Source organism: Leptolyngbya boryana PCC 6306, assembly GCF_000353285.1.
GTDB classification, from domain to species: Bacteria; Cyanobacteriota; Cyanobacteriia; order Leptolyngbyales; family Leptolyngbyaceae; genus Leptolyngbya; species Leptolyngbya boryana.
In genome coordinates this window covers 4,861,523-4,879,129 of the sequence record NZ_KB731324.1, presented here as the reverse complement: position 1 = coordinate 4,879,129, position 17,607 = coordinate 4,861,523, and the positions used below count along the sequence as shown (strand labels likewise).

The 17,607-nt window shown below is 47.0% G+C and carries 19 protein-coding genes; 13 read left to right on the top strand and 6 right to left on the bottom strand.

All coding sequences use genetic code 11. The features are described from left to right. Window positions 1–8: 8 nt before the first annotated feature. From LEPBO_RS0124470 to LEPBO_RS0124445, 6 genes are all read left to right on the top strand, one after another. Complete coding sequence (locus LEPBO_RS0124470) at window positions 9–1,523, top strand: NADH-quinone oxidoreductase subunit M (RefSeq protein ID WP_017290233.1); 1,515 nt, start codon at window positions 9–11, stop codon at window positions 1,521–1,523. A gap of 9 nt (window positions 1,524–1,532) precedes the next feature. Beyond that, entirely contained in the window at window positions 1,533–2,669 is a 1,137-nt protein-coding gene (locus tag LEPBO_RS0124465) for a CO2 hydration protein (RefSeq protein ID WP_017290232.1), read from the top strand. After that, the gene (locus LEPBO_RS0124460; protein WP_017290231.1) at window positions 2,662–3,111 is read left to right on the top strand and encodes a hypothetical protein; all 450 of its coding nucleotides are present in this window, start codon (window positions 2,662–2,664) and stop codon (window positions 3,109–3,111) included. The genes LEPBO_RS0124465 and LEPBO_RS0124460 overlap by 8 nt, the downstream gene beginning before the upstream one ends. Window positions 3,112–3,464: 353 nt before the next feature. Then, window positions 3,465–5,363, top strand: a complete 1,899-nt coding sequence (locus LEPBO_RS0124455; protein WP_017290230.1) for an NAD(P)H-quinone oxidoreductase subunit F — start codon at window positions 3,465–3,467, stop codon at window positions 5,361–5,363. Between the two features lie 47 nt (window positions 5,364–5,410). Further along, window positions 5,411–6,931 carry an NADH-quinone oxidoreductase subunit M gene (locus LEPBO_RS0124450; RefSeq protein ID WP_017290229.1) on the top strand — a complete coding sequence of 507 codons (1,521 nt, stop codon included), beginning with the start codon at window positions 5,411–5,413 and terminating at the stop codon, window positions 6,929–6,931. A 61-nt stretch (window positions 6,932–6,992) separates the two neighbouring features. Further along, a complete protein-coding gene (locus LEPBO_RS0124445; protein WP_017290228.1) occupies window positions 6,993–8,294 on the top strand; it encodes a CO2 hydration protein in 1,302 nt (433 codons plus the stop codon). A 115-nt stretch (window positions 8,295–8,409) separates the two neighbouring features. Here the strand turns inward: LEPBO_RS0124445 and LEPBO_RS0124440 are convergent, their stop codons facing one another. Beyond that, on the bottom strand, window positions 8,410–8,811 hold the full coding sequence (locus LEPBO_RS0124440; protein ID WP_017290227.1) for a fasciclin domain-containing protein: 402 nt from the start codon (window positions 8,809–8,811) through the stop codon (window positions 8,410–8,412). A gap of 389 nt (window positions 8,812–9,200) precedes the next feature. Here LEPBO_RS0124440 and LEPBO_RS0124435 point away from each other — a divergent pair, with 389 nt between their 5' ends. Further along, the gene (locus tag LEPBO_RS0124435; protein WP_017290226.1) at window positions 9,201–10,154 is read left to right on the top strand and encodes a LysR family transcriptional regulator; all 954 of its coding nucleotides are present in this window, start codon (window positions 9,201–9,203) and stop codon (window positions 10,152–10,154) included. Window positions 10,155–10,218: 64 nt separating this feature from the next. Here the strand turns inward: LEPBO_RS0124435 and LEPBO_RS0124430 are convergent, their stop codons facing one another. Next, complete coding sequence (locus LEPBO_RS0124430; RefSeq protein ID WP_026148891.1) at window positions 10,219–11,409, bottom strand: Coenzyme F420 hydrogenase/dehydrogenase, beta subunit C-terminal domain; 1,191 nt, start codon at window positions 11,407–11,409, stop codon at window positions 10,219–10,221. A gap of 209 nt (window positions 11,410–11,618) precedes the next feature. Between LEPBO_RS0124430 and LEPBO_RS0124425 the strand changes: the two genes are divergently transcribed. Continuing rightward, complete coding sequence (locus LEPBO_RS0124425; protein WP_017290224.1) at window positions 11,619–11,912, top strand: nucleotidyltransferase family protein; 294 nt, start codon at window positions 11,619–11,621, stop codon at window positions 11,910–11,912. A gap of 79 nt (window positions 11,913–11,991) precedes the next feature. Here LEPBO_RS0124425 and LEPBO_RS0124420 read toward each other — a convergent pair whose 3' ends face one another. Then, window positions 11,992–12,483, bottom strand: coding sequence for a CPBP family glutamic-type intramembrane protease (locus LEPBO_RS0124420; RefSeq protein ID WP_017290223.1), 492 nt, complete (start codon window positions 12,481–12,483; stop codon window positions 11,992–11,994). 164 nt (window positions 12,484–12,647) lie between these two features. Between LEPBO_RS0124420 and LEPBO_RS0124415 the strand changes: the two genes are divergently transcribed. Then, entirely contained in the window at window positions 12,648–13,250 is a 603-nt protein-coding gene (locus tag LEPBO_RS0124415) for a Uma2 family endonuclease (protein WP_026148890.1), read from the top strand. Window positions 13,251–13,275: 25 nt separating this feature from the next. On the opposite strand, the gene LEPBO_RS0124410 is transcribed toward LEPBO_RS0124415, so the two are convergent. Both LEPBO_RS0124410 and LEPBO_RS0124405 read right to left on the bottom strand, forming a co-directional pair. Then, window positions 13,276–13,545 (bottom strand): type II toxin-antitoxin system RelE family toxin, encoded by a 270-nt coding sequence (locus LEPBO_RS0124410; RefSeq protein WP_017290221.1) that lies wholly within the window; start codon window positions 13,543–13,545, stop codon window positions 13,276–13,278. Beyond that, complete coding sequence (locus LEPBO_RS0124405) at window positions 13,542–13,745, bottom strand: hypothetical protein (protein ID WP_017290220.1); 204 nt, start codon at window positions 13,743–13,745, stop codon at window positions 13,542–13,544. The genes LEPBO_RS0124410 and LEPBO_RS0124405 overlap by 4 nt, the downstream gene beginning before the upstream one ends. Window positions 13,746–13,764: 19 nt before the next feature. Here LEPBO_RS0124405 and LEPBO_RS44530 point away from each other — a divergent pair, with 19 nt between their 5' ends. Then, window positions 13,765–13,893 (top strand): hypothetical protein, encoded by a 129-nt coding sequence (locus LEPBO_RS44530; RefSeq protein WP_017290219.1) that lies wholly within the window; start codon window positions 13,765–13,767, stop codon window positions 13,891–13,893. A 25-nt stretch (window positions 13,894–13,918) separates the two neighbouring features. On the opposite strand, the gene LEPBO_RS38150 is transcribed toward LEPBO_RS44530, so the two are convergent. Next, entirely contained in the window at window positions 13,919–14,140 is a 222-nt protein-coding gene (locus LEPBO_RS38150; protein ID WP_017290218.1) for a hypothetical protein, read from the bottom strand. Between the two features lie 117 nt (window positions 14,141–14,257). Between LEPBO_RS38150 and LEPBO_RS0124390 the strand changes: the two genes are divergently transcribed. The 3 genes from LEPBO_RS0124390 (at window position 14,258) to LEPBO_RS41875 (ending at window position 17,599) form a co-directional block, all read left to right on the top strand. Beyond that, a complete protein-coding gene (locus LEPBO_RS0124390) occupies window positions 14,258–14,620 on the top strand; it encodes a GIY-YIG nuclease family protein (protein ID WP_017290217.1) in 363 nt (120 codons plus the stop codon). A 2-nt stretch (window positions 14,621–14,622) separates the two neighbouring features. Then, window positions 14,623–14,856, top strand: coding sequence for a hypothetical protein (locus LEPBO_RS0124385; RefSeq protein ID WP_017290216.1), 234 nt, complete (start codon window positions 14,623–14,625; stop codon window positions 14,854–14,856). A gap of 217 nt (window positions 14,857–15,073) precedes the next feature. After that, a complete protein-coding gene (locus LEPBO_RS41875; RefSeq protein WP_017290215.1) occupies window positions 15,074–17,599 on the top strand; it encodes a TIR domain-containing protein in 2,526 nt (841 codons plus the stop codon). The last annotated feature ends 8 nt before the right edge of the window (window positions 17,600–17,607 follow it).

The window sequence follows — 17,607 nt, the reverse complement described above, 5'->3', positions numbered from 1 at the left end:
AATCGCTTATGTTAAGTGCATTGATTTGGATTCCCATACTGGGTGCGATCGTGGTTGGACTGTTGCCAGGATCGATCTCAGATTTGGTGGTGAGAAGAAGCGCGATCGCGGTGATCAGTCTCACGCTTATCGTTTCGCTCGTGGTGGCGACCCAGTTTGATGTGATTAATATCGGACTGCAATTTAGTGAAAATATTCCCTGGTTAGAACCTTTGGGGTTGACCTACCGCCTAGGGCTAGATGGATTGTCGCTGCCGTTGATTGTGCTGAATAGCTTTTTGACGCTGATTGCACTGTTTTCAACGGATTTGAAGGTTCAGCGATCGCGCTTATACTATGCGCTCGTGCTCGTGATTAATGCGGCGGTTGCGGGAGCATTTCTCTCTCATAATCTGCTGTTGTTCTTCTTGTTCTACGAGATGGAACTGATTCCGCTCTATCTGCTGATTGCGATTTGGGGCGGAGCGAGACGGGGATATGCTTCGACCAAGTTTTTGATCTACACCGCAGTTTCAGGAATTTTGATTCTGATGGCGTTTTTAGGTCTGACTTGGTTAAGTGGAGCTAGTTCGTTTGAATATAATCCAACCCTCTCTCAGACGTTGCCGTTAGCCACTCAGATTATTTTGCTCGGTGCAATTCTGATCGGATTTGGCATCAAGATTCCTCTGTTTCCGCTGCATACTTGGTTGCCGGATGCTCACGTCGAAGCTTCGACTCCGATTTCAGTTTTACTGGCTGGGGTGTTGTTGAAGCTCGGAACTTATGGATTGCTGCGGTTTGGATTGCAGCTATTTCCGCAAGCTTGGGCAACTTTGGCTCCGGGTCTAGCGATTTGGGCAGTGGTAAGCGTGCTATTTGGAGCATTCACTGCGATCGCTCAAACCGATATGAAAAAGATGGTGGCTTACAGTTCTGTCGGGCATATGGGATTCATCTTGCTGGCAGCAGCAGCAGCAACACCGTTGAGTATGTTGGGCGCAGTTTTCCAGATGATCAGTCATGGATTGATTTCGGCGCTGCTCTTTGCATTAGTAGGTGTGGTGTATACCAAGACCGGGACTCGCGATATTACCGTTCTCAAAGGATTACTTGCTCCTGAAAAAGGCTTGCCGATTATCGGAAGTTTGATGATTGTGGGCGTGATGGCGAGTGCTGGAATTCCTGGAATGGTCGGATTTATCTCTGAGTTTTTAATTTTTAGAGGGAGCTTTAATGCATTTCCACTGCAAACGTTGCTCAGCATGATTGGGACAGGCTTAACTGCGGTTTATTTCTTGCTGTTGGTGAATCGGACGTTCTTTGGACGCTTGCCCGATCAGTTTGCAAATTTGCCTCCGGTACAGTGGTCTGAGCGTGCGCCTTCGTTTGTGTTAGCGGCATTGATTGTCGTGTTTGGGTTGCAGCCGAGTTGGATGATTCGGTGGACAGAAAGTACGACGACTGCCATGTTGCAAGAATATTCGACGATCGCGAAAACCCATTCCTCGATCGAACCAGTTTCAAGTTTACCGATGGAGTAGAGAGAAGTTATGGTTGCTGCCCCGATCAAATCCACGCATCCCTTGGCTGACATCATTGAGCGCCTCGAATCTGGTGGCGCATTGTTGCCAGAGTCGCCTCAGAATTTAGTTGAAGTTGTGGGTGTCCTGAAAAGCTATGGCGTTGTCTTAGGCGCTTACTCGAAAAATCTCAACTTTATTGCTGAGAAGCAATTTTTAGTCTTATTTCCGTTCTTCAAGTACTTTGATGGCGAGATTACAACTCAAAAGCTTTTCAAGCATTGGTGGCACGATCGCATTAATTACGAGTTCTCTGAGTACTGTATGAAAGCCATGATGTGGCACGGGGGAGGTGGATTAGATGCTTACCTCGATAGCGCTGAATTCATTGAGCTAGCAAAAAAAGCGATCGCAGCCAAAACCAAAAAGAATCTCTTTATTCAAGGTGTATCAAAAGTCTTTCCAGACTTTTTGCTAGAGCAAGTTCGCTTATCTTGCTACTACAGCGGGATTGGGCAATTCTGGACGGTCATGAGTGAGATGTTCTTGGAATTGAGCGATCGCTATGATCGTGGCGAAATCAAAACGATTCAGGATGTCGTGAATCATGTCAAAGCAGGCTTAGTCAACAATGCGAGTTTGCCGATTACGCTGAGCGTTGAAATTGAGGGTCAGACTTACGACCTCATGCCGAAATCTGCGGGACTGACCTTCTTGATGGATACGGCAGTGCCTTATGTTGAGGCAGTTTTCTTTAAGTCTTTTCCGTTTATGGGAACGGTTTCTTACAATGCTCAGGCGCGCCAAATTCCGCTAGAGCAAGAGCGATTCTCTTACGGGGCGCTTTATGCTGATCCGTTACCGATCGGGGGTGGCGGAATTCCGCCCACCTTGCTGATGCAAGATATGACGCATTACTTGCCAGAATATCTGCATGAGATTTATCGGCACTCGGTCAGAGGCGAAACGGATCTGAGAGTTCAAATTTGTTACAGCTTCCAGAAATCAATGTTCTGTGTGACGACTGCCGCAATTTTGGGCTTGGCTCCGCATCCAATTGAGACTCAAGATCCGAAAGAACAAGAAATCAATCGCAGGTATCTAGAAGGTTGGATGGATAAATTGTTAGAGTCGAGGCTACTCACTTTCCAGTCTTGTGATGTTTGAACAAATTGATGGAACTGTGCAAGCAGGGTACGGGGTCGCATCAGGTAAAGCTGAACATAGCCCCTACCCGAAAGGCACGATCGAGATGCAGACTCCGATTTTTAAGGCACGTGGACTTGATTTGACCGCGTGCTTTCCGGGCACGTTGAACATTGATATCAGTCCGAAACGATTTGAAATTCTTGCTGCTCCCTATGTCTTTAGAGATGTTGAGTGGGCAGAAGGATTTGCTCCAGAGAATTTTTCGTTTGTCCCCTGTCAGATTATCTATCAGCATCAAAGCTTTGAGAGTTTCGTTTACTATCCGCATCCTGAAACGAAGATTGGACATTTTCAGAATCCCTCGATCGTAGAAGTGATTGCTCCTTTCATTTCAGGGTTAAAGTATGGCGATCGCGTGATTTTCAGAGCGGATTCTAATCAGATTAAGATATTTGACTGATAGATTTTTCTCAATAAAATTTGATCAAAAAAACATTTATTGAGCTACAAGCTATTTTCTGGATTAACCATAGAAATCTATCAATCTCGGAAATCAGTATCGACAATAATTGATTCGGTGAATTGAAACCATAATCTAAATACTATATGTATTGCAGCCATTGAATTTCAGCGGTCGATTGCTCGCGATAGCAAGGTTTCTTTCAATGTTTAGGTGTGGTAAATATTAAGGGAACACAAATCATTAAGGGAATCTAAACCTTAATTCTGCAGCGCGATCGCGTAGAGTTCGGCGCAATTTTTTCTATTTCAAATTTCTGACTGGTTCAGCTTGCTATCTAGAGGTGAATTTCGATGGCTCACCCTTTGCTCCAGAGCATTTGGTTAATCCCTTGTTATGCTCTTTTGGGCGCGATTTTGTCCGCCCTTTGGTTTCCGGGTATCACACGGCGGACAGGTCCTCGTCCTTCCGGTTACCTTAACGGTCTGATGTCTTTTGCTTCCTTCTTGCACGCTGCTTTTGCACTGCCTGCAACTTGGAACCAACCTCCCCAGGAAATTCTGATTCCTTGGCTCGATGTCGCAGGATTAAATCTGACGATTCCGATCGAAATTTCGACTCTTAGCGTTGGTGCGATCGTCCTCGTAACCGGGATTAACCTGCTGGCACAAACTTATGCGTTTGGCTACATGGAGATGGATTGGGGATGGGCGCGATTCTTCTCGCTGCTTGCCTTCTTTGAAGCGGGAATGACTGCTTTAGTGCTCTGCAATTCTTTGTTCTTCTCCTACTTTATTCTGGAAATTCTGACCCTCGCGACTTATCTGCTGGTCGGAGTCTGGTTTAACCAATCGCTCGTCGTCACGGGTGCGAGAGATGCATTCTTAACGAAGCGGTTGGGCGACTTGTTCTTGTTGATGGGTGTGGTCGCACTCTTACCCCTAGCAGGAACATGGGATTTTAATGAACTGGCAGAATGGGCAAAAACGGCTCAGGTTGATCCGAAAGTGATTACTTTGGTTGGATTAGCGCTAATTGCAGGTCCAATGGGTAAATGCGCGCAGTTCCCTCTGCACTTATGGCTCGATGAGGCGATGGAAGGACCAGTTCCCGCTTCAATTCTGCGGAACTCGGTCGTGGTTGCAACCGGAGCTTGGGTGCTGTTTAAGTTAGAACCCGTTTTGGCGTTGTCTCCGACGGTGTTAGGCGTGACGATCTTTATTGGTGCAGTCAGTGCGATCGGGGGTTCGTTGATCGCGATCGCGCAAATTGATATCAAACGGACGCAATCTTATCTCGTGACGGCATACATGGGCTTGGTGTTCATTGCTGTGGGAACGCAGCAACCGGATGCTGCTTTGCTGTTGGTCTTGTCTCACGCTTTGGCATCAGCGCTGTTGATCATGGGCAGTGGTGCAGTCGTTTGGAATAGCATCACGCAAGATGTCACGCAGTTGGGTGGATTGTGGTCGCGTCGTCCGGTTTCTGGATTGAGCTTTTTAATTGGATTAGCGGGCTTAGTTGCATTTCCTCCGTTGGGCGGTTTCTGGGCATTGCTCAAAATCACGACCGGAATCTGGGAAACGCAGCCTTGGCTTGTGGGTGTGGTTCTATTAGTGAATGCTTTTGCCGCATTTGGTGTGACGCGAGTCTTTTGTCTCGTGTTCAAAGGCGAGTCGAAACAGATGGCTCAGCGATCGCCAGAAATTCACTACTGGATGGCACTGCCGATGATCGTGTTGATGGGCTTTATCCTGCATCTGCCGTTGATTATGCAAGCCTTGAATCTGTTGCCAAGCTGGGCTGAAGTGAATACAGATTTGGCATTGCTGCTGATTTGGTCAACGGTGACAGGAATTGCCGCAAGCGCGATCGTCTATCTCAACAAGAACATTGCGAAACCTGTGGTTCTGCCTTGGAAAGGAGTGCAAGATTTGTTGGCGTATGACTTCTACACGCCAAATCTGTATCGCAGCACCGTTGTTTTCCTCGTTGCGCTCGTTTCTCAAATTACCTCTTGGTTTGATAAATATCTCGTCGATGGTGGATTGAACTTATTTGGCGTACTGACGCTGATTAGTGGACGCAATCTGCGGTATAGCAACTCTGGGCAATCGCAATTCTATATGTTGACCATTCTGTTTGGAATTGCATTGATCAGCGTGTTGTTGAGCTTGCCCTTTCTGTCGCAGGTTTCGATTTCGCTATTCCCTCAAAGTGCGACTGACATTGTGATGAATGTTCAGCGTTAAGAAGCCTCTAAATTCCCTCTAGAACCGATCTGCGAAAGGAAAACATTATGATGCTGAGTCCTTTGATTTGGCTACCGCTCATTGGGGCGTTAGTCATTGGGTTAGTCCCAAATTTGTCTGAAAAACAAGCTCGAACCAGTGCGATCGCAGTCTCTAGCGCAATTTTGCTTTGGACGATTGTGCTAATGTTCAATTTCAATCTCAGCGTTCCCGGATTCCAAATGCAGGAATATCACGCTTGGATTCCAACGTTGGGAATTAGCTACAGTTTGGCAGTGGATGGGTTGTCTCTTCCTTTGCTGGCATTAGGCAGCTTGATTACTGCGCTCGTGGCATTTAGTGGCACGTTCGGATTAAAGACTGGGGAAGTCTTACAGCGTCCTCGCTTGTTTTATTCGATGCTCCTGATTGTGAATGCGGGTGTTGCAGGGGCATTCCTAGCTCAAAATTTGCTGCTGTTCTTCTTGTTCTACGAATTGGAATTAGTGCCGTTCTACTTGCTGATTCTGATTTGGGGTGGACAGAAGCGCGAATATGCGGCAATGAAGTTTCTGATTTACACCGCAATGTCGGGGATGCTGATTTTGGCAGGATTCCTGGGTGTGACCTGGTTAAGTCATGCACCGAGCTTTGATTATGCAGATATCAATGTTGCTGCTTTGCCACAAAACGCGCAGTTAATTCTGTTGACCCTATTGCTGGTTGGATTTGGAATCAAAACGCCTCTCGTGCCTCTGCACACTTGGCTACCAGATACGTATGTCGAAGCTTCGACTCCCGTTGCAATTTTGCTAGGTGGAATTTTGGCGAAGCTTGGAACTTACGGTTTAGTTCGATTCTGCTTGGGCTTATTTCCAGACTCGTGGCAGCTTGTCAGTCCTGGATTAGCGATTATTGCAGCCGTTTCGATTCTATATGGTGCTTTGTCTGCACTCGCGCAGCATGATATTAAGCGAATGGTCGCATTTAGCTCGATCGCGCATATGGGCTATGTGTTGCTCGGTGCTGCTGCTTTGACTCCGCTCGCAATGGTGGGCGCAGTGTCGCAGATGGTGGCTCACGGGTTGATCTTGGCGCTCTTGTTCTATCTGGTTGGATTAGTTGAGGCGAAGACTGGAACGCGCGATCGCGATATTCTCAACGGGCTGCTGAATCCGATTCGGGGGCTGCCGCTGACCAGTGCTTTGTTGATTCTGGCTGCAATGGCGAGTGCTGGGATTCCAGGATTAGCAGGCTTTGTTGCTGAGTTCTTGGTGTTCCAAGGTAGTTTTGCTCGGTTCCCGTGGCAAACCTTGATCGCGATTCTGGGGACAGGACTGACTGCGGTTTACTTTGTGATTCTGCTGAATCGGACTTGTTTTGGAAAGTTAGACAACAAGACGGCTTACTTCCCGAAGGTGCGATTTGTCGAGTATGTTCCGGCTTTAGCGTTGACTGCATTGATCTTTTGGCTTGGAATTCAGCCAACTTGGTTAGTGTGCTGGAGTGAGCAGACAACCAAGGCTCTCGTCACGGCTGCTTTACCTCAAGCCGAGCAAGTTGCTTTTAATTCTGCTGATCGTTCCTAGTACGGTCAGATACCCATCATCGATCGCTCATTTGCATTCTTGATCCAGGAGAGAACTGACCATGAACATGCCCGCTCCTCGCACGAAGCTGCCCCCATCACAGCATCCTTTTGCTGACGTGATTCATCGTTTGGAAGCAGGGGGTGCAATGCTTCCCGATACGCCTGAGAATCTGATGCAGATTATTGGGCTATACAAAGCGTATGCTGTGCCAATGGATTTTTACTGGCGCGATTTGCTCTATATCGGTGAGCAAGTGTTTCTGAATCCGCTGCCCATCTTCAAATATTTCATCTCAGATGAGTATATGAAGCGCCACAATCACTATGCAGGCGATGACGCTGATCTGCGGATTTGGCGAGGCACAGCAGAAGCGCATCCAGAACTGATTGAGTTTATGGAAAAGGGCGAACTCAATCAGAAATTGCCGCGCGCGTTGCATCACCTTTGGCACGATCGCATCAACATGGAGTTTGCGGAAGAATGTATGCGATCGATGTTGTGGCATCGTGGCATGTATGTTCCGGTGAATCAGTTCGATCCGTATCTCGATAGCGATGAATACAAGGCGAATGCCGATCGCGCCATCAAGGCTTATTTCCGTAAGAATCCAGTGATGGCAGGATTGTACAAGCTGTTCCCAGATATGTTTATGGAACAGTGCCGTCAAGCATCGTACTATGCGAATCTCGGATTGTTCTGGGAAGTGATGGCTCCTGTATTCTTCGAGATGTCAGATTTGTATGATGAAGGGAAGATAGCGACTGTCCCGCAAGCGATGGACTTCCTTGTGAATGGAATTTTCGCGATCGCAGGTCGTCCAATTTATCATCATGTGTACATTGATGGTGAATGCTTTGAAATTATTCCTAAGTCAAAAGGATTCACTTGGTTATATGAGGCAGCGTTGCCTTATGTAGAAGCTGTCTTTTACAGAACGTCTCCGTTCCGAGGGACGAAGTCCTACAACGCTCAGGCAAAACAGGTTCCTGACGATCAAAAGGACTTCCATTACGGTGTTCTGTATGCGGACAAGTTTCCAGTGGGAACGGCTGGAATTCCGCCGACATTCTTAGCTCAGGATATGTTGCACTTCTTGCCGCCTTATTTGGTGGACTATTACAAGCAGCATTGTCGCGGTGAGGATGACATGCTGGTGCAGCTTGCCGTCAGTTTTCAGCGATCGATGTATTGTGTCACCTCTGCCGTGATTCAGGCATTACGCTGTGCATTGCTGTATCCATTGGATGATACAAATCCGAATCACTTGATGGCGAATCGACGGTTCTTTGAATCTCAGTTGGATCGATTCTTGCGCCCAGAATCCCGAATCCGGGAGATTCAAAGCCAGGATTATCGGTAAAATGACGCGCTGTTGTCAGGAATTGCAGAGGGCGATATGCCTGACAACGTAGCTTCATTCCACAAAAAAGAACGATCGTCATTTAGACGATCGTTCTTTCAAACTCACCCGATATCTAACCCATCAGAATCACGGTATCAATCACATGAATCACGCCGTTATCTGCCTCGATATCTGCTGCTAAGACGGTTGCATTCTTCACCTCGAACCCATCCTCAAAATGAAATGGAATCGGTGAGCCTTCGAGCGAAGGCAGCGATCCGAGTTTCTCTAAATCGGCTTTCATGTACTTACCAGCTACGACATGAAACGTCAGGATGCGAGCTAATTGAGGGATGTTTTGCACTAACGTTTGAATGGTTCCAGGAGGAAGCTTAGCAAACGCTTCGTCGTTCGGTGCAAACACCGTAAATGGTCCCGGGCTTTTCAGCGCATCGACTAGATTCGCGGCTTGAACTGCCGTTACTAATGTCGTAAACGAACCCGCGCCAACTGCAATATCAACAATGTCTGCCATAGTGCGATCGCAAAATAAAGGACAAAAGGGAGGCTAGAATTTTTCACACCATTAGCATCACATACCAACCGGACGCTAATTCAGTTCAGTTAGAAAATCTCTGTTAGCAGCCATAAGGAAAGCGTTGCACGCCATAGACTGAAGGGAAGCAACGGACTGCAAAAACTACAATCTGCGACTCGCTCCGACAAAACTTTGAATCGTACAACGCCAGATTGGAAGGGAGCAATATGCTCTTATGCATTATCATAGCTACAAAACCTATAAGAAAAAATCACTGTTGTCTATGAAAAACATAGATTTGATTCTATACAGTGGTTTTTTGATGCTCCGATTAAAAGTTTTTTCCGCTTGTCAATCTGCCATTTCTCGAATTAGGAGAGTTCGCTTTGCAAAATGCTACATTGCACCAACTAAAAGTTTTTGAAGCGGTCGCACGTCATAGTAGTTTTACACGCGCCGCTGAGGAATTGTTTCTCACTCAGCCAACCGTCTCGATGCAAGTCAAACAACTGTCGAAAACAGTTGGATTGCCGCTCTTTGAACAAGTAGGTAAACGTCTGTATCTGACGGCAGCGGGCAAAGAGTTGTACTCGACTTGTCGAGATGTGTTTGAACGGCTGGATCAGTTTCAGATTTCGGTGGCTGATCTCAAAGGGTTGAAGCAGGGGACGTTGCGCCTTGCGGTCGTTACCACTGCGAAGTATGTGATTCCGAGAATTTTGGGGCCGTTTTGTCAGCGGTATCCAGGGATCGATGTGTCGCTGACGGTAACGAACCATCAGTACGTGCTAGATAGCTTGGCAGATAATCGGGATGATTTGTACATTCTGAGTCAGTTGCCGGATGATTCGGATGCTCATTGTGAGCCATTTATGGAGAACCCGCTGGTGGTACTTGCTCCCCGGACGCATCCGCTCGCACATGAGAAGAATATTCCGATTTCACGGATTTGTGAGGAGCCGTTTATTATGCGGGAACCCGGATCGGGGACGCGCAAGGCGGTGCAGAAGTTGTTTGATGCTCACGGGTTGCCCTTGAAGGTGAAGCTCGATTTGGGCAGCAATGAGGCGATTAAGCAGGCGATCGCGGGTGGAATGGGATTATCTGTTCTCTCAAAGCATACGCTGGCGCTGGAAGGGTTAAATAATCAACTGACGATTTTGGATGTTGAAGGATTTCCGATCGAGCGGTCTTGGTATGTGGTGCATCCGTCTGGAAAGCAGCTTTCTGCGATCGCGAAAGCCTTCTACGACTACTTGATGAATGAAGGGAAGCAGGTAGCTGAGGCAACTTCGCTGCTGGGCATGGAACAACAGCAACCGCAAAAAGTTGAGGTGTAGCTCTTGTTCAGTGGAGCTAGAAGTTGGAGTGCTTCAACACTTCCAACTTCTAACGGCTTCAGCTTCAATCCGGCAATTTATATTGTTCGACGATGCGTTTTGCATAGTCGGGAACATGTTGCTCTAGTTTTTCAGGATGATTGCGTTTCACATACAAATAATTGCGAGTGAAATGAGAATCGATCGAGAAGCGCGCATATTCCAATCCTTTCGGCCCGATTTTCTCAATTACAACACCCATGAGCTTTGCTGCCCACATCGGCAATGTGACTGCTTTATCGTAAGCCGGAATACTTTGCTGGACGGCTTGACGTCGATCGCCTTTTGACATCACGGGTTGAGTTTCAATCTGGTCTTGAACGAGATCGAGCATTTCTTGTCCGCGATCGTTTCTCACGACAATCCACTGCCACCCAAACGGCGCACCCATATAGCCAACGACTAAATCGGCTAACGAATTTACATAGTCAAAGCAACTGAGACAAGAGGGTGCAAACACGTCTTTGAGTTCGTTTGTTTTCAAGCCAAAGAAGGGGACTAATTCAGTTGAGCCGTCTTCGTGTTTGAAATGCACTTGGAAGTCTTGCATGAATTCGTAGTAGACTACGGTTTCGGGCGATCGACTGGTGGTGTCTAAGAATTTCTGCAAGCCGGCACGGGTGACATTATCGGTGCAAGGTGTGCCTAAAACATAAAGCTTCTCAAGCCCCAGTTTTTTCTCAACGGCTCTCAAAGCTTGAATTTGACACCCGACTCCGATGACGAGAAGCCGTTTCATTCCCGATTGTTCGATCTGCTCTAAAACTGAGAGATTCGGGGAAAGTGTTGGCTTATTGACCCGAGCTGCGAGAATTTCTTCTGGTGTTGTGGCGATGATGGGTTTGGGTTGGAATCGGTCTTCTTCGGTATTTTGAACGCAGACGACCCCTTCGACCATGCCGCGAGTCAGCATTTCAATGGCGATCGTGCTGACAATTCCTGTCCATTGCGCTCCGGGAATCGGTTCTGTTTTGCGGGCTGCCATCATGTCTTGGCTGACTCCGAAATACAGATCGTCTTCGTTTTCTAGATCTCGGCTGCGTCCGTGCGTTTGAGTTTCGAGTTCGGGGATCTGCTGATTGATAAACGCGCAGGCTTCTTTAACGTAGTGAATATAGTAGGTGTCGCACAATCCACATTCGCTGCACAGTTCTTTCGCAGGACGACGGCTCGACGGTTTTAGCGCTTTTGCTTTCTTGTGAGGAACTAGGGTCATTGTTAAAAAAGAATTTTCTCGATCGCTATTGATCACAATACCGTGATCTGAGGCGCGATCGACGTAATCAAAAGTTGTGAAAGCATTTTGCTAGCATAACTTAAGGATCTCTCAGGTTACGATTCGCTATTTTCCGGGTGAATGGGTCGATCGCAGTAGACGATCGATCGATAAATTAGGATCTATGAAGATGAGCCAGATAAAATGCGATGAAAAATTTAGAGGAAATTCGACAATGGCTGGTGCAGCATAAGCCAATTCTGCAAGAGCGCTATCAAGTGAAAGAACTGGGCATTTTTGGTTCTTATGTGAGGCAAGAGCAGACAGAGACGAGTGATGTCGATTTGCTGGTGGAGTTTTCTGAGATACCCAGTTTATTGAAGTTTGTCACTTTGGAGAACTACCTCAGTGATAGTCTCGGCATCAAAGTGGATTTAGTTCATAAATCTGGCTTGAAGCCTCGGATTGGGGAACGGATTTTAGCAGAGGTTGTTTATCTGTGAGTCAACGATATATGGAGGACTATCTTCAGGATATTTTGGATGCGATCGCGAAGTCGCCAAATTTATGAATCTACGCTTGCTACCTCTGCGAGCGAAATAAATCTAATCCACCTAGCACTAACAGCCAAGTAGCAACGATCGACCAATGCAAGACGATCGCTGTCCAGACCGATTTGCTTCTGAGATAAGAAATCGTACAGACTATTCCCACAAGTCCTGCGCCGATCAAAAAAGCAGGTGTTCGGAAGAATGCAGGCACGAAGGGATGCAGGTGATAGACCAAAAATAAAAGCCAACTAAAAGAGATCGCCCATTTTTGCGATCCAGTCCGAGGAATCAGCAAGCCTCGAAATAAAAGTTCTTCATTTACTCCCGGCATCCAGAACGAACTGAAGAGAACGGAAATGATCGTTTGCCAGTTTGACTCGGGTTGGAACTTGAGGAAGTTTAGGCTGAAACCGATCGGTAAATAAATTGCGCCGAAGAGTGTGAGGAGTACGAGCGCTTCTTGCCAATCTCTCCACGTTGGAACGGTGAGAAGTGCATCCCGGAGTCGAAGTAAAACTTTCATGATTAGTTTTCTCGGTTCGTAATGGCGATGATTCTACACAAGAAGGTCTGAGGATTTGGGTGAAAGGTGGGCGATCGCTCAATTGGCTCGTGAGTTCGGAATCAGTTCGTCTAGAATTAGGATTACATTTGAAGTGTAAATGTACTGAGTCGGGAGCAGGAATCATGACGACGTTGCTGATTCAATCGGAGCCAATTCCTTTAACCGTTAGCTTTCCGGCGCTGGTACAGATGACAGACAAGCAGTTTTATGAGTTTTGCCTAGCGAATCGAGATTTGCGAATTGAGCGGACGGCGAAGGGAGAAGTGATTATTATGCCGCCTGCTTTCTCGGATACGGGCAATCGAAATGCTAAGATTACGGCGCAACTCGAGGTATGGGCTGAGCAGGATGGGACGGGGGAGGTGTTTGATTCGAGTGCAGGGTTTACGTTGCCGAATGGGGCGACACGCTCGCCAGATGCTTCCTGGATTCGATCAGAGCGGTGGAATGCGTTAACTGATGAGCAAAAAGCTTCGTTTGCGCCGATTTGTCCTGATTTTGTGATTGAACTTCGGTCTTCGAGTGATACGCTGAGCAGACTGCAAGCGAAGATGCAAGAGTACATCGAGAATGGGGCAGTGTTGGGGTTTTTGATCGATCGCAAAAACACGACGGTTCACGTTTATCGTCGGGGTCAATCGCCTGAGATTTTGGAGCAACCTGAGATGGTGAGCGGTGATCCAGAACTACCAGGATTTGTGCTGCGGATGGCGAAGATTTGGTAAATAGATTTCCAGCTTTCCGCCATTTCTAAGGAAAATACCGATAAATCTCGCTCCGATGCAAAACACGAGCAAATGTCAAAGTGTTCTCTTCAAAGAAGAAGCCAATGCGGTAATCTCCTACACGAATTCGATAAGCATTATCAAATCCCTTAAGTTTGCTCAGATTGTTGATGTCTTCCAATCGCTCAAATTTAGGAATCTCATCAAATACGAGCGAATTTATAGATTCAAATCCTGTGCTACTTTTGAGTGCCTTCAAGTCTTTCAGAAATTTAGGCAAGTATTCAACGTTCACTCTTTTTCCATTTCCTTGCGGGCTTCTTCCAAACTCAGAGGCTCCTCGCGACGGGCTTCGAGCATGGCGCGATAAAGTCCTTCATCTTCGATCGCTTCAATTAACTTCCGATAATCCGTAATATCAATCACAACCTTGCGAATTTGTCCTTCCGCATCTGTAATGAATTCCTGAGCAAAGGGATAGTTTTGAGCGCTCATTTGATCGAGTCACATAGGCGTGCAGTTTCATCTTAATCTGGAATCCTTGCTAACCCAAGCTGTTCAACTGGCAATGATCGTTCTCGCGATCGTAAATCACGGTTCAGCGATCGATGCAATGGCGAATGAGTGCGATCGCAAACTCTAATATCGAGGTTTACAATCGACGAAACTTAGAGCTTCTCCGTCGAGGAAACCTGCGTTGCCTCCTCAGGGAAGCTGTCCGCCATTTCTAACACGGCTTCTACGGGATAATTAATGGCTTTAGCACGTCGTTCAAATGCTGCCTGAATGTGGGGCGGAAATGCGGCTAACATCATTCGGGCTGCAACTGGGCTTAAATGCTCGATGGTTTCTGGTTCTGGATTGAAGGATTCGATACTGCTGGAAGTCATGGTTCATCTCTCATCTGGCTAGTAGATGTGACTTTATAAGTGGTTTATTCTTCCACAATCTTACAGTGGTAAAATTGCGCCTTACGAACATCTATTTCAAGAGGCGGCTTTACCACGATGCAGTTAGAGGAAGAAGCCCAAACAATTCTAAATCGGCTATCCTTGATGCCTTTTGATGAGTGCTATCCGCTAAGTCGTGAGTTTAGAAATATGCCTGCTGTCGGTGGGTTGTATGCTGTGCGCCATCGAGCAGAAGGAATCTTGTATATTGGGTTAGCGGTGAGTCTGCGGCGGCGATTTCGAGATAATGGGCATAAGGCTTTTTTTTGGGCGTTTCTGGATTGTTACAGTCCTTTTGATATCCGTATTGCGGTAGAACTGCTCACGATTCAGTCTTTTCGAGAGGGCGATCGACTCGAAACACTGATGATCCGATCTGCACAGCCACGCTATAACGTTCGTAAGAAGCGGGAGGAATAAGTATGCAAGCCCAAACTCGTGAACATCTTAGCCCAGAGGTAGCTCAAGCATTTCTAGATGGACTGCCGGAGAAGATTCGGTTGGGGCTTTTAACTTATGCGGCGCAGGTGAATTTTCCCGTTGAGGCTGTGATTGAAATGGCGATCGCTGGTTTTCTTGATGAGGATGCGGTCAATTTTCCGGGCTGCAATCCCGTTTCTGTAGATTTTGGCAGTAAGCCAACGGGTCTGAGTTAGAACAACGGATGGATTTGTGATGAGAAGCCGCAATCTGATGAGGATGCGGCTTTTTTGATGGCGCTCGCTCAATTGACTCATGAGTGTGATCGCAGAGATTCAGGGGTTAGTGGTGCGCGATCGTAATTTTTTCAAATTAGACTGAAAGACCTTGGATTGATTACATTGAGAAGAAAGAATTCTCTCATTCTCTTCGATCGATGATGAGTATTGCCCCATGACCCTGAAGCTTTTCATTTCTTATGCGACCAGAGACGAAATCTTCTGCGATGAACTCGATACGCATCTTGCTTTGCTGAAACGTCAGGGCTTCATCGATACTTGGAGCGCTAGGGATATTACTGCCGGAACGGATAGGGCACAAGCGATTGGTAATCTCCATACTGCTGAAATTATTCTGTTGCTGATTAGCCCAAATTTCATTGCTTCTGACTACTGTTACGATTCCGAACTGAGTCATGCGATCGAGCGACATCAGCAAGGCAAAGCGCGCGTTGTTCCAATTATTGTTCGCCCTTGTGAATGGAAATTTCCTCCCTTAGATCAACTTCAAGCAATTCCGAGCAAGCCGGGTGAAGGCATAAAATCAGTTACTCAGTGGGAGAATCGAGACGAAGCATTTCTAGCTATCGCTCAAGAAATTCGTAGAGTAGCGAAGGAACTGAAAGAGGTTTGCTCGATTCCAAAAGCTACATCTCAGAGGGAAGAGACGATCGAAGAAATTCGATCGCGCTGTCGCCAAAAGATGATCGCTCAGTACAACTCGATTCGATTGTTGAATCAAACTGAGATTACAGTCGATCAGCTTTATGTTGATGTCTGGTTGCTGAAGCGTCCAACTCAGACATTACAGCCCGGATCAAAGATGTGGGAGTTGTTTGATCTGCGGAACGATCGCTTGGGATTGGGCGATCGCGATATTCGGGCTGACGGGATGGAAGTTGCGAATCAAAGAAATCGCTTGCTGATTCTAGGAAAGCCAGGGGCAGGGAAAACGACGTTTCTCAAGCATTTAGCAGTAGATTGCAGCAAGGAGAAATTTCAATCAGATCTGATTCCTGTTTTGATTGAATTGCGACAGATTCGATCAAAAGAATGGAACTTGTTAGATGCGATCGCTGAGCAGCTAGAGTTGTCTCTTCAGCAAACAGAAAAACTTCTGAAGCAAGGGAATCTGCTCATGTTGATGGATGGACTAGATGAAGTTCCAAGCAGCGCATTTCGAGCAAATGTGCAAACTCAGGTGCGCGACCTTGCTAAAAAGCCAGAACATGCGAGAAATCGATTTATCCTGACTTGTCGGACTCAGATTATTACTGGAGAGATGCCGCAGGGTTTTACTGCTGTTGAGGTGGCAGACTTCAATCCAGAGCAAGTTCAGCGATTTGTCGAGAATTGGTTTCGGGCTAGTGGATTGGAGGACAACGAAGTTGATCAACGATGGCGAAATTTTGAAGGTGAAATCGACCAAAATCCTGCTCTCAAAGAATTGACCGTAACACCAGTGCTGTTGAGTTTGATGTGCTGGGTGTTTGAAGATACGGGAGAATTACCGACTCAACAGGCTTCGCTCTATGACCAGGGAATCAATTTACTATTGGAACGATGGAATGAGCGGAAAGACATTCCTGGATGGGAGATGGGAAATGAAGTCTATCGTGCCCTTGATCTAAAGCAAAAAAAGCAACTGCTTACTGAGATTGCAGCGTGGAAATTTGAGAATCCAGAGAACTTTGTGTTGTTTGAGCAAGAAGTTTTGACGCAGCAGATTGCCCAAATACTCAAGCTTGACAATTCAAGAGATGGAGAAGCGGTATTGAGAGCGATCGAGGCACAGCATGGATTACTCGTCGAACGGGCTGATCAGCTATGGTCGTTTTCTCATCTCACCTTTCAGGAACACTTCACGGTGCAATGGCTGACTCAACTTTCTCCTGAACAAATTGCTAGCAAGATAGCCAATCGTCAGTGGCAAAACGTAGTGGAGCAACTCCTCAAATCTCAACCCTCTGACAAATTGCTCAAGCTGATTAAACAGGCAATTGATGGATCTGTCTCGCAAGATGCTAAATGCCAGAAGTTTCTGGCGTGGGTTGCTCAGAAAGCTGAATCCAGTAACGCACCATATAAATCTTCTGCACTTCGAGCGCTTTACTTTCCTCTCGATCTCGCCCGCGCCCATGCCCTCGACCTTGCCCGTGACCTTGCCCGCGCTCTCGACCTTGCCCGTGACCTTGCCCATGTCCTCGACCTTGCCCATGCCCTCGATCTTGCCCGTGACCTTGCTCTCGGCCTTGCCCGCGCTCTTGACCTTGCTCTCGACCTTGCCCGTGCCCTCGACTGCGACCTTGCCCGCGCCCGTGCTCGCGCCCTCGACTGCGACCTTGCTCTCGCCCTTGACCTCGCCCTCGCCCTCGCCCGTACCCTTGATCCAGAATTAGTGAAAAAGCTACAAAAGCTTAGAGAACAGTTACCCCAAAACTTGTCCAAAGAGCGTTTTGATTCTTTCAAGCAGTGGTGGCACAGCGAAGGGCAGCAGTGGATTCAAGCATTGCGACAAACGATGATTGAACATCGAAATATTGGTCACGACTGGCAGTTTGCCGAATCCCAGAATCAGGATTTACGGCAGTACTACAATGCCAATCAATTTCTAGTCAAATTGCTAAAGGAGGGTAAGGTCAGCGAGGAGGTGCGGCAGGAAATTGAAGATAATCTGCTGTTGCCGATCGATCGGCTCTAGAAGCGTTG